Annotated in this window: 8 protein-coding genes; 5 read left to right on the top strand and 3 right to left on the bottom strand. The window is 39.4% G+C overall.

The window, feature by feature from the left end; all coding sequences use genetic code 11:
- The first annotated feature begins 5 nt into the window (after positions 1 to 5).
- The 5 genes from hisS to IQ31_RS04430 all read left to right on the top strand — a co-directional run bounded on the left by hisS (position 6) and on the right by IQ31_RS04430 (position 6,349).
- Entirely contained in the window at positions 6 to 1,388 is a 1,383-nt protein-coding gene (hisS, locus tag IQ31_RS04450; protein WP_075990858.1) for a histidine--tRNA ligase, read from the top strand.
- 243 nt (positions 1,389 to 1,631) lie between these two features.
- The gene (pdhA, locus tag IQ31_RS04445) at positions 1,632 to 2,627 is read left to right on the top strand and encodes a pyruvate dehydrogenase (acetyl-transferring) E1 component subunit alpha (protein WP_046674850.1); all 996 of its coding nucleotides are present in this window, start codon (positions 1,632 to 1,634) and stop codon (positions 2,625 to 2,627) included.
- A 29-nt stretch (positions 2,628 to 2,656) separates the two neighbouring features.
- The gene (locus tag IQ31_RS04440) at positions 2,657 to 4,288 is read left to right on the top strand and encodes a pyruvate dehydrogenase complex dihydrolipoamide acetyltransferase (RefSeq protein WP_145327177.1); all 1,632 of its coding nucleotides are present in this window, start codon (positions 2,657 to 2,659) and stop codon (positions 4,286 to 4,288) included.
- Positions 4,289 to 4,670: 382 nt separating this feature from the next.
- Entirely contained in the window at positions 4,671 to 5,861 is a 1,191-nt protein-coding gene (locus IQ31_RS04435; protein ID WP_145327176.1) for a serine hydrolase domain-containing protein, read from the top strand.
- A gap of 128 nt (positions 5,862 to 5,989) precedes the next feature.
- Positions 5,990 to 6,349: a CoA-binding protein gene (locus tag IQ31_RS04430; RefSeq protein WP_145327175.1), complete on the top strand. Its 360-nt coding sequence runs from the start codon at positions 5,990 to 5,992 to the stop codon at positions 6,347 to 6,349.
- On the opposite strand, the gene IQ31_RS04425 is transcribed toward IQ31_RS04430, so the two are convergent.
- From IQ31_RS04425 to IQ31_RS04415, 3 genes are all read right to left on the bottom strand, one after another.
- On the bottom strand, positions 6,346 to 7,596 hold the full coding sequence (locus IQ31_RS04425; RefSeq protein WP_145327174.1) for an ROK family transcriptional regulator: 1,251 nt from the start codon (positions 7,594 to 7,596) through the stop codon (positions 6,346 to 6,348). The genes IQ31_RS04430 and IQ31_RS04425 overlap by 4 nt on opposite strands.
- Before the next feature lie 151 nt (positions 7,597 to 7,747).
- Positions 7,748 to 11,149 (bottom strand): DUF1080 domain-containing protein, encoded by a 3,402-nt coding sequence (locus tag IQ31_RS04420; RefSeq protein WP_145327173.1) that lies wholly within the window; start codon positions 11,147 to 11,149, stop codon positions 7,748 to 7,750.
- A 12-nt stretch (positions 11,150 to 11,161) separates the two neighbouring features.
- The gene (locus IQ31_RS04415; protein WP_088160080.1) at positions 11,162 to 12,430 is read right to left on the bottom strand and encodes a Gfo/Idh/MocA family oxidoreductase; all 1,269 of its coding nucleotides are present in this window, start codon (positions 12,428 to 12,430) and stop codon (positions 11,162 to 11,164) included.
- Positions 12,431 to 12,705: the final 275 nt, after the last annotated feature.

Raw genomic sequence — 12,705 nt, 5'->3', positions numbered from 1 at the left:
CAAATATGGCAGTAGTAAAACCTTCTTTGGCAAAAGGAACGCGTGATTTTTCACCTTCCGAAATGATCAAACGTAACTATATTTTCGATACACTGAAAACGGTATTCAGAAAATATGGCTATAATGAAATACAGACCCCTTCATTTGAAAATTTGACAACCCTTACCGGTAAATACGGTGACGAGGGTGATAAATTGATCTTTAAGATTCTTAATTCGGGTGATTACTTGGCGAAAGCGCCAGATAACCTGCTTCATGATAAAAATTCCAATAAGCTCATTCCTCATATATCAGAGAAAGCATTACGATATGATCTTACGGTGCCGTTTGCACGCTATGTTGTGATGCACCAAAATGATATTACCTTACCATTTAAGCGTTTTCAGGTGCAACCTGTGTGGCGTGCAGATCGTCCGCAACGCGGAAGATACCGTGAGTTTTATCAATGTGATGTCGACGTGGTCGGGTCAGAAAGTTTATTGAATGAAGCTGAATTTATTTTGATTTATCAAGAAGCCTTCGAACGTTTTGGACTGAAAGATTTTAATATTAAAATCAACAACCGGAAAATTCTTTCAGGTATTGCTGAAATCATCGGAAAACCGGAACTGATTGTGGATATGACTGTCGCGATCGATAAATTGGATAAAATCGGGTTGGAAGGTGTCAACAAAGAATTGTTGGAAAGGGGTTTCACCGAGGCAGATCTTGCTATTTTGAAACCTATAATTTTATTGGAAGGCTCGAATGATGAGAAACTGTCTTCCTTAAAAACGATTTTAGCAACTTCTGCTGTCGGTTTAAATGGTATCGCTGAGATTGAGGAAGTGTTTGACTATGTCGGCAAATTAGGTGCTGAAGAAAAATTGCTTAATCAAATCATAGATCTGGATATTACATTGGCTCGAGGCCTCAATTATTATACAGGTTGTATTTTTGAGGTCAAGACGAATGAGGTTGCCATGGGAAGTATCGGTGGCGGTGGTCGCTACGATGATCTCACGGGTATGTTTGGTCTGAAGGGGCTGACCGGAGTCGGTGTTTCCTTTGGTGCGGATCGTATCTATGATGTGTTGGAAGAGCTGGACTTATTTCCTATCGGTAAGGCCGATTCTACCAAACTCCTGATTATAAATTTTGATAAACAACTGGAAAGTTACACCCTGAATTTACTCAATAAGCTTCGGAAGGAAAATATCGCTTCGGAACTCTATGCTTCTCCTGTAAAATTGAAGAAACAAATGGGTTATGCGGATGGGAAAGGAATCCCCTACGTATTATTAGTGGGTGACGAAGAGGCTACTTCAGGGCAATTGTCATTAAAGGACATGGAAAGCGGGGAACAGGTAAAGGTAACTGAAAGTGAGCTGATACAAAAACTTCGATAGCAAACAGTTTGCATAAAATAGATTAAGCCAAATGATTATTAAGTCCTTTGGCTTTTTTATTTTCATAAGTTTTTGATTTATTTGATTGTGCCGTTCATTTATTTGTAATCAAATGCTATATACTTTAAATCAAATGTCTTAGAAGTGTCTTAAAGTATAAATAAAATTGATTTTTGGGCAAGGAAATTCGTCCAAAATTATTAGATTTGTAGTCTAGAATAGTAAGAAAATCAAAACTTTGAAATGAGTTCAACACCTATAACAAAAGAGACATATTTGGAGTGGTATAAGTCTATGTTACTTATGCGTAAGTTTGAAGAAAAAGCAGGTCAACTTTACGGACAGCAAAAGATTCGTGGTTTCTGTCACTTGTACATAGGACAAGAGGCTGTAGTCGCTGGAACGATGTCAGTAATCAAACCGGAAGATTCTTTAATCACTGCTTATCGTGATCACGCCCACGCTTTGGCTAAAGGCGTTTCTGCAAATGCTTGTATGGCTGAATTATATGGAAAGATCACGGGTTGTTCAAAAGGTAAGGGAGGTTCTATGCACTTCTTCTCCAAAGAACACAAATTCATGGGTGGCCATGGTATTGTTGGTGGTCAGATTCCTTTAGGTGCTGGTATCGCATTTGCTGAAAAATATCTTGGTACAGATAATGTAAATATCTGTTATATGGGTGATGGAGCTGTGCGTCAAGGTGCATTCAATGAGACATTGAACATGGCGATGTTGTGGAAACTCCCTGTTATCTTCGTGTGTGAAAACAACGGTTATGCAATGGGTACTTCTGTACAACGTACAACGAACATGCAGGATATTTACAAAATGGGCTTAGGTTTCGATATGCCTTCTGCTCCGGTTGATGGAATGGATGTTGTTGCTGTACACAATGCGATGGACGAAGCTGTTCAACGTGCTCGTGCAGGTGAAGGTCCAACATTCCTAGAAATTCGTACGTACCGTTACAAAGGACACTCAATGTCTGATCCAGCTAAATATCGTACGAAAGAAGAACTAGAAGCGTATAAAGACCGTGACCCATTGTTGTCGACTAAACATGCTATTTTAGAAAACAACTATGCAGATGACGCTTGGTTTGCAGAAGTTGAGGCTGATGTGAAAAAGGTCGTTGAGGAGTCGGTGAAATTTGCAGAGGAATCTCCTTATCCAACTGCAGATGAATTGTACAAAGATGTATATGTACAACAAGACTATCCATTTATTTTAGATTAATACTCTTTAACTTGATAATATAATAAAGAATGGCTGAAGTAGTAAGAATGCCGAAAATGAGCGATACAATGACCGAAGGGGTCATCGCGAAATGGCACAAAAAAGTTGGTGATAAAGTAAATTCTGGTGATTTAGTAGCTGAGATTGAAACAGATAAAGCTACGATGGACTTTGAGTCTTACCAAGAAGGAACTCTTTTATATATTGGTCCCAAAGAAGGCGAAGCAGTAGCTATTGATGCTGTTATTGCTGTTTTAGGAGAACCGGGTGAAGATTTTCAAGCATTGTTGAGTGGTGATGCACCTGCTGCTGAAAAAGCACCAGAAGAAACCGAAGAAAAAAAAGCAGAAGAAGTTTCTGGTCCAGAATCTTCGGCTAGTACTGTAACTCCTGAAGAATTGGGATGTACTGTTATTACAATGCCTTTGTTAAGTGATACCATGAAAGAGGGGGTCATTGCGCAATGGAACTTCAAAGTTGGTGATACGATAAAATCTGACGATGCTATTGCTGATGTAGAAACTGATAAAGCGACTATGGAGGTTACAGCTTATGCTGATGGCACCTTGTTATATGTTGGTCTCGAAGCTGGACAAGCTGCAAAGGTAAACGACATCATCGCGATTGTTGGTCCTGCTGGAACTGATATCACACCTTTGTTAAATCAAAAATCTGCACCTGCAAAGGCGGAAACTGCTGAAGCTCCTAAAGCTGATTCAGCTGCTGCTGTAACTGCTGCACCGGTAGCATCGTCTTCAAGTGATGATTCTCGTGTGAAAGCTTCTCCTTTAGCACGTAAAATTGCACAAGAAAAAGGTATCAATTTAAGTGATATCAAAGGTTCTGCAGATGGTGGCCGTATTGTGAAGAAAGATGTTGAATCGTTTGTTCCTGTTGCTGCACAACCTGCGGAGACAAAAGCTGCAGCTGCTCCTGCAACAGAAGCAAAAGCAATCACTTTGCCTACATTTGTTGGTGAAGAGCGCTATACTGAAAAACCAGTTAACCAAATGCGTAAAACTATTGCGCGTCGTCTAGCAGAGTCATTGTTTACAGCTCCACACTTCTATTTGACTGTATCAATTGACATGGACAATGCAATGGCTGCTCGTGCGCAGATCAATGAGGTTGCTCCAGTAAAAGTTTCTTTCAATGATATCGTTGTAAAAGCTGTTGCTGTTGCTTTGAAAAAACATCCTGCTGTAAACTCTTCATGGCAAGGCGATAAAATCCGTTTCAATGAGCATACCAACATTGGTGTTGCAATGGCTGTTGAAGATGGTTTATTAGTTCCTGTTGTGCGTTTTGCAGATGGTAAATCATTGTCACATATCTCTGCAGAGGTGAAAGACTTCGCCCAAAAGGCGAAAGCTAAAAAATTACAGCCTGCGGATTGGGAAGGATCTACATTTACAGTTTCCAACTTAGGTATGTTTGGAATTGATGAATTTACATCCATTATCAACTCACCAGATGGAGCTATTCTTTCTGTTGGTGCTATTCAAGCAGTTCCTGTAGTTAAAAACGGAGCTGTAGTTCCTGGTAATGTAATGAAAGTGACTTTGGGTTGTGATCACCGTGTGGTTGATGGTGCAACTGGAGCTGCATTTTTGCAAACATTGAAATCTTTGGTTGAAAATCCAGTAAGATTATTAGCATAATCCTTTAATAGAGGAATTAAAAGCCACTTTAGTAATAAAGTGGCTTTTTTTATGGCCTTAATTGATTAAGCTCATTCCACAGGAAAGCTTTTTTTACCGATAATTTCTATCGTTATCCGTTTGGTTGAAGGAAGTACAGGTTGTTCAACGCTATAGTGAAAGAGACGCTGTGCGTAAAAAAGGTAACATATACGATGAATAACAATTATTGTAGGGAAAAATTCGTTTTTTTATACTAAAATCTTCATTTTAGCATTATTATCAGTATGCTGGTCCTTCTATTACGAGCTTCAATAATTTGATATTATTTAGGACACAGGAAATAGGGGGTATTTATTGATATACAATACAGAAAACACAAAAATCCGGGAGACTTAGTATAGTGAAATTATTTTTTTTAAAGGGAATGGTCGCTCTTTTGTTTGTATCTACAATGGCCTGTAGTTCAAAAGAGAAAAAACAGAAGGAAGCAGCGATAGCGCAGGCAAAAGTGGATAGCACAAGGCTCGTCTATAATCCAAATAATGCAGATCAAAAGATAGATGCTTTTATGAAAAATCTTCATTCAAAAGCTGCATTCAATGGGAATGTTCTTGTTGCGAAAGATGGTAAAATCTTATATCAGAATACATTCGGCTGGGCCAATTACTTAAAACGGGATAGTCTAAAAATTGATGACAAATTTGAACTCGCTTCCGTTTCTAAACCGCTTACAGCTGTCGGAATTTTAAAGTTAGTAGAGACAGGAAAGTTACGTCTCGATCAAACGATCAATGACTTCTATCCGGATTTTCCTTATCCTGGTATTACCATAAAAATGTTATTGACACACCGTTCGGGATTACCTAATTATGTTTATTTTTCCGAGGAACATTGGCCTGATCGTAAGAAAGGAATGACGAATCAGGATGTGATGAAAATGCTGACTGAATTTAAACCCAATCGCTATGGTGCGCCAGGAGGGCGTTTCTTTTACAATAACTCCAACTTTATGGTCTTAGGGGCCATTATTGAAAAGATATCAAAGCAAGATTACGCTACGTATATGAAAGACAGCGTATTTAATGTTGCAGGAATGACAAATACAGCTGCACTTTCTAAGGCAGTGTATGATAAAATTCCGACTAACGTTATTGGACATGACAAGGTATGGCGAAGATCGGTCGTGCAAAATTTTCAGGATGGACCGCTTGGTGACAAAGGAATTTATAGTACGGTGCGTGACCTTTATCGTTTTGATCTTGCTTTGAGAGATGGACGATTGTTAAAGCAGTCAACATTGGATTCGGCATACCGAGGATATCCGGATGCCAAAAAGGGAATTTTTAGCTATGGTTATGGTTGGCGTACGTTTGAGCATGGTAATGATCATATCGTATACCATACAGGTTGGTGGCACGGTTTTAGACATATTTATGTAAGAGATTTAAAGAGAAACATAGTTATTGTTTTACTTTCTAATATGACAAATGGAAGCTTGGTCAAATTGGACGAGCTTTATAAAATCATGGGAATGCCAGTATTGCGTAAAAATGCGTATAGCAACCATGGTGATTTTATCATCGATGAGTAATTTTTGAGCGATGCTACTTTGAGAATTTAGATTATCTTCTTTATCCTATTGTAACGAGAAGGCAAAGAAGATAATCTACATGCCCTGAGTATGCATGCAACAGGTAAACACAAAAGATATAAAAAGGGATGAAAAAAACATTGATTTTAGGTGCTAGTACCAATCCTTCACGTTATTCGAATAAAGCTGCAAATATGTTGCATAAACATGGGCATGCTATCGTTAATATTGGCTTGAGTGGAGGGGAAGCCGCCGGAGTTCCTATTGAAAAGAAAGGTGATATCCATACAGATATTGATACTGTGACAATGTATCTTAGTGAGCCTAATCAGAAAGAATATTACGATTATATATTAGCGACGAAGCCAAAACGAATAATATTTAATCCTGGTGCGGAGAATGCAGAATTGGAACAGCTCGCTATGGAGCACGGTATTAAGACAGAAAGAGCCTGTACTCTTGTCTTGTTGAGTACAGGGCAGTTTTAGATTTTGGATTTATGAAGCAATTCAACCGATAGGTACTTCGTGATAAAATAATTTGTCAGACCCACGGTATTGCTGTCGAGATTTAGACTTGACACTTTGATGTCACAATGTTCCTTCAAAATGGCCATGGTATAGGAATTTATGGCTTGTTGTATCGGAATCGTGATCAATTCATTTGCTTTTGCAATTTTTCCACCCAACACGATCAATTCGGGATTGAGTAGCTGTATTAAAGATGCAAATGCTTTTCCTAGGTTTGTTCCTAGTTTTGAAATCTGATTTATTGCAAATTGATCACCCTTGTTTGCCGATTCAATAATATGTGTCGGTGTTAAATGTTGTAATTCATCGGGTTGTAATTCATTTAATTTAGTCAGCTCTCCTTTTTGGATTTCCTGTTTAGCATTGTTGACCAAAGCAATTCCGGAAGCTACGGTTTCCAAACAGCCTCTTTTCCCACAATAGCAAAGTTCACCGTTGTCGATAAAGGGCATATGTCCTACTTCGCCGGAGTAGCCATCACGGCCTAGGTAGACTTCGCCATTGGACACGATTCCTAAACCTATCCCCCAATCCATTAGGATAATTAAACTGTTTTTTGTGTTTTTTGCCAATCCAAATTTCAATTCAGCATAAGCTGCACCTTTAACGTCATTCAGAATGAAGACCGGTTTTTTATATATGCGCTCAAAATAGTTTGTTATGGATTGATTGTCGTCATGTAAAAAAGTCTCGTTAGTACCTTCTTCAGCATTGATTAGTCCTGGCATGCCAATAATAATCCCTGTTAGGTTCTCAGTATCAACTGATTTATCGATAAGATATTGATCAACGATTTGTGTGATAGCGGCTAGATTTTCTCCATTTCGAGATAATTCATTATCCAGCTCAACAGTTTCAGCAATAATGTTCTGGTTGTTGTCCATTATGCTCAGTGTGATGGAGAAACGTTGGAGTTCAATCGATAGCACCTGAAACAATCCATCACATAGCTTATATAAATTGGGTTTACGTCCACCAATAGATTCTCCTTTGTCAAATTGACGGATAAAATCATCTTCCAGCAATTCTGCAATAAGGCTATTTACCGTAGGCAGGCTTAAATAGAGGTTTTTTACAATGTCATTTACCGATACAGATCCTAATTCGGCTATTAATTTTATAATGGAGATTTTGTTGAACAGATTTTTCTTTTCAGGTTTACTCTCCAATTTTTTGTTAATCAGTAAGTTTACGGCTTTAGTCATAAAACGTCAAATTTTGAAATAGAATCCTCAGGGCTTTAATTTAGCAAAAGTTTTGGAATCATTTGGTTATTTTTCTCACTTGACAAGCAAGTGGGCTAATTAGCAAAAAGGGGATAAGATTCCTTATCCCCTCTCTACGTATAAGTTTAGACTATTTGAGTTTTTTTACTCGAATATCTTTAAAGAATACTTCGGTACCGTGTCCTAGAAACCCGATATGACCAGAGGTTCGTTTAAGCCCAGGATGTTGTTTGCCATCCAGGGTTCCATTTTTGCTTGCCTCGGCGATATCCGCATCCACGATAACCGCGCCATTCAGTGTAACTTTGATGCGATTTCCTTTCACCACGATTTCCTCGGAGTTCCATTCACCTACGGGTTTTAAATGACCTTTTTTGGCAGGAACAACTCCATAAATTGAACCGTGATATTGGTATTGCTTTAAGTCTTTATAAACATCTGCACCATCATCAAGTACCTGGATTTCCATGGCCTCATATGCGGCATCTCCCTCCAGAGGAGCGCGTATTCCCACACCATTGTTGGCACCAGGCGTTAATTTGAAGTCGAAGCGATAAATGAAGTCTGCATATTCTTCTTTTGTGTAAAGGTTTCCACCAAATTTTGCATTTGGATACACCCAGATATGACCTTCGTCGTTGACAACATAAGCTTGGTTTTCTGTCCACTTGTCGAGGTTTGTTCCATCAAAAAGTACTTCAAAACCTTCTTTTTTCTCTTGATCGCTCAATTTAAAGATTTGTTTTCTTGGGAATTCCTTGATAAAAAGATCTCTATAATAAACAACTGAACCATGCGCTTGTAACTCAATTTGTTCGGTAGGGAAAATTGATTGGTTTCTATCCCAATAGTTTTCAAGAGGAATATTATCGGTTACTAACTGTCCATTTAACCAAACTGTGACTTTATCGTCTACCATTTTGATTTTAAATGTATTCCATTCGCCAGTAGCATTGTCGGCAACCTTCAACGGTTTGCTTTCATTTTTCTGGTTGTTATATAATCCGCCAGAGCCAACTTGGGCGCCGACTCTTGTATTCGCAATATCCCAAATTTGTACTTGGGGAGTACCTCTCAAGTAGATACCGGCATCACCTTCTATACCGCCATAGTTTTCCAATTTCCAGTCTACCAGCATTTCAAAATCGCCATATTTCTTTACGGTCGCCAGATTATCGCCTTTACCACTGAAGGCAATTTCACCATTGGATGCTGTCCAACCTTTGCGCATGATATCGTCGGCTTTAGCTTGTTCTGCTGCTAAAGTTTTCTCGTTCATTTTACTGCGTTTGATCGGATCTGCTACCAAACCTTTCCAGCCACTTAGGTCTTTACCATTGAACATCGAAACATAACCTTCTTTGATCGGCATTTCAGCGAGATAGCGAACAACAGCTTCCTTAAGGTATCCACTTTCACTACCCGACAATTTACCGATCACCTGTTCAAGAACCTCTCTAACCTTTTTGCCATAGAACTTGTTGTCCATTGCAATGTTCATCGCTACATTGGCCGCAGTTCCGCCAAGTTGCGCGTCGCTCATTAAATCAGCGGCAAAAACTAAAGACTGGTATGTTCCTGTAGGTTGTAACGCAGATAATGCTGCTTTTTTCTGATCTGTGGTTTTGGCAACGTTGAATGCATCTCTTAATAACAAAGTTTTCTGTTCAGGCGTATTCGAAGAAGAAGAAATTGATTTAATTAATCCTCTGTATACCGTATTGAAAAGATTATCGTCTTTTTCTGTTCGGGAAAGAGATACCAATTCTGGCAGTGCGTTGGAGGTAGACCAGCTAGCCAAAGACTCAATTGCTGCGGACCGTAGACCTGTATTATTGTTGTTAAGGTATGCAGTTACAGCTTTCAATGACTGGGCGTCACCAAGCCCAGCAAAAATAGGGAAATACTTAGCGGTATTAGGCGCTGCAGACTTCGATATATTAGCTGCTAGTTGTTCTGTTAATCCCTTTGAATTTGTGCTTGACTGAACCACATTGACAATGGCACGTTGCAATAGCACGGCAGATTTATTGTCTGTTGTATTGTTTAACCTACCGAATAGTTCTTCTAAGTCCGATTCCTGAGCGACATTTGGGAGTGCTTTGTTGATCGCTTCTTCGACAGCAGGGTTTGCACTCTTTATGGCTAATACAGCTTTGGATGATGCATTGTTGGAACGTTTACTTAAAATATCCAGCAATTGAATCTTTTTGTCGTCGTCTACAGTGGCAAGTGCATTGTTGACATCAGTAACGACATTTGCATCTTTCGATGAAAGGATCAATGCTTTTACCGAATTGTTAAATTGTTGATCAGCGTTGAGCGCCTGGATTAAGGTATTGGTTTCTTTACCCTGAGATAGTGTATTTAGTGCACTTAATCCAGCTAATTTAGTTACGGGAGACTGTGTTTTATTTACTAATGCCTGGATTAGTTTTAAGCTGCTTGCCGAACCATTGTGGGCTAAGTAGTTCAATACACTTTCTTGCACTTCAGGAGTACCCTTGCTTGCTAAAGCAAGCAAGCTTTTTGCGTCGGCGCCTTTTCCATATTTTCCGAGTAATTGTAATGCAATGTTACGGTAAGCACCATTATCGCTCTTAACAGCTGCTAACAAATTCTTTTGTTGTTTCGCTGGGTCGATGGTTGTCAATAATTTAAGCGATGCAATTTGGCCGTTGATCGATTTTGCTTTTTGTGATTCCTGGAAAAACTTGTTTAGGAACTTAACCGCATCTTGGTCGTGTTTATTGTCGATCAATGCTTGAGCATAGTCGATACCAAGTCCTACTGCATCCAATTTGTCATAGCTATAGCCGGCGGCATTTAGTTTTTCCTGGAATAGCGATTCAGAAGCTGTGCCCCCGATTTTGCTCAGCGCGATCAATGCTGTTCGTTGGAAGCCATCCGAATTATATTTTTGCGTTAATCCTAAAATGGCACTTTCAGCATTTTTATCTTTTAGATCTCCGAGTGCTGTAACCAGGGCAATGGCAGTTTTCTCTGTTGTGGATGCTGCTAAAGCTTTTTCTAAGGCTGCTGTCGATTCAGGGGTACGAATAGAAACTAGGGTTCTCGCTGCTGCATCGGCGAGATAATCGTTTGTCAAACAAGTAGCGACAGCTGGTATAGCTGTATTATCGGCGCATTGACGTAACAGGCGTAGGGCAAAGACCTGATTTGTTGGTTCACTCAATTGCGCTATGGATTTTGCCAATCCTTCAACGAAAACTCTTTTTTGTTGTTCTTTACCAGGCTGATTTACATAGAACGAATAGCTGTTTGCCGCAAATTCTATCGGAGCATTGTTGCTACCTGGTGCTTTAAGTCCTTTGAGGAACGTAACGACGTCATCAGAAGAAAAACCTTCCAGCTCATGCATGGCAAGTAAAAACTTTTCTTTTTCTTCAGCCGGCTGTTGTGCCAATACGTCTGCTATTTTAGTTGCAGTCGTTCTATTTTGTGGTTGCTGAGCGTAGGTTGCACTAGATATAAGAAGCAATACGGTCAGCGAATTGAATATTCTTTTCATCGGGATATCTTTTTAAATAGACCAAGGGCCTCTCATTGGTTGGTGAATTAATCTATTTGCGGCGTCGTCATTAATAAATAGCTCATTTTGAGAGTCATATTTTAGTGATCTGTTCAGTCGCAATGCTGCTAATCCCATATTGACCAAGGTACAAGAACGGTGTCCATTGATCTCATTCAGTGCAAACTTTTCTCTTGTGCGAACGGATTCCAAGAAGTCAGTAATCTGTGGTGCAGGTTCAGGGTACTGTGCAAGTTTTCTTTCCAAATCTGGTATATCTGATTGGAATCCTCGATATAATTTACCTTTTGGACCTTCAATATAGGCTGCCTTTTCATCTTTTGCTTCACCGTCTAAAATGATCTGACAACCATCGGCATAGGTAAATGTAATTCGTCTCCATGTGCCCACGGCATCCGGATGTTGCTGCGGAGCATCAACGTCGACGGTAATCGGACTTTCGTTGTCTTTACCTAAGAAGTATTGAACAGGATCCATATAATGTTGCCCCATATCTCCTAGACCGCCACCATCATAATCCCAATATCCTCTAAAAGTGGTATGCACGCGGTGTTTATTGTAAGGCTTATATGGCGCCGGACCTAACCAGAAATCGTAGTCAAGTTCAGCCGGTACTTTCTCCTCTGGTAAATTTTCCTTTCCTACCCAATAGAACTTCCAGTCAAATCCGGTATGTTTGCTTATTGTAACTTTCAAAGGCCAACCTAACATGCCAGTATCAACTAATTTTTTGATTTTGCTTACTGGAACATTCATTCCATAAAAATCATCCTTGAAACGAAACCAGGTATTTAAACGGAAGATATTGCCATGTTGTGCAATGGCTTCTTTCACTTTTTTACCCTCACCGATAGTACGTGTCATTGGTTTTTCACACCAGATATCTTTTCCTGCTTTTGCCGCTTCAATGGACATTAGTCCATGCCAATGTGGCGGAGTAGCAATATGCACAATATCTACTTCCGGAGATTTAATCAACTCCCTAAAGTCATGGTATTCCTTCACACCACCGCCTAAGTCTGCTTGTGCTGCCGCTAGATGGGTTTTGTCCACATCACAAATGGCTACTGTTTTAGTTCCGGCGTAGCCAAAGTGTCCACGGCCCATATTGCCGACACCAATTACACCTTTGGTTAGATGGTCGCTCGGAGCAAGATAGCCCTGTCCTCCGAGTACAAAGCGTGGTACAATAGAAAATGCCGCAGCACCGACCACGGATTTTTTTATGAAATCACGCCTTGATGAATTCTGTTCTTTCATTTTGGTTGGATTAGTTGTTTTATAATTGATCCACTATTAGGCTGTTAAAAATAACGGCATTGGATATTTAATCTTAAAAATAGATAAAAAACTGATAAATGTAAACTGATAACTAAAATTTTACGTATTGTTTATTTGTGTTTTGTTAAAAAATAACAAAAGAATACTGCTGAATTCATTTCTTTCATATATAGCTACCCCATTATTGCGTATGCTGTGTTGTTTTGTCTACTAAATTGTTACATTTCAGAGAGGTAGCTATTCGATGTGATGGA

Origin of the sequence: Sphingobacterium siyangense, from assembly GCF_007830445.1 — a bacterium.
GTDB classification, from domain to species: domain Bacteria; phylum Bacteroidota; class Bacteroidia; order Sphingobacteriales; family Sphingobacteriaceae; genus Sphingobacterium; species Sphingobacterium siyangense.
This window is presented reverse-complemented; position numbering and strand designations above follow the sequence as displayed.

Bases quoted from the DNA above. Each gene is read 5' to 3' on its own strand.
- hisS (WP_075990858.1), top strand. From the start codon at position 6: ATGGCAGTAGTAAAACCTTCTTTGGCAAAAGGAACGCGTGATTTTTCA.
- pdhA (WP_046674850.1), top strand. From the start codon at position 1,632: ATGAGTTCAACACCTATAACAAAAGAGACATATTTGGAGTGGTATAAG.
- IQ31_RS04415 (WP_088160080.1), bottom strand. From the start codon at position 12,430: ATGAAAGAACAGAATTCATCAAGGCGTGATTTCATAAAAAAATCCGTG.
- IQ31_RS04420 (WP_145327173.1), bottom strand. From the start codon at position 11,149: ATGAAAAGAATATTCAATTCGCTGACCGTATTGCTTCTTATATCTAGT.
- IQ31_RS04440 (WP_145327177.1), top strand. From the start codon at position 2,657: ATGGCTGAAGTAGTAAGAATGCCGAAAATGAGCGATACAATGACCGAA.
- IQ31_RS04425 (WP_145327174.1), bottom strand. From the start codon at position 7,596: ATGACTAAAGCCGTAAACTTACTGATTAACAAAAAATTGGAGAGTAAA.
- IQ31_RS04430 (WP_145327175.1), top strand. From the start codon at position 5,990: ATGAAAAAAACATTGATTTTAGGTGCTAGTACCAATCCTTCACGTTAT.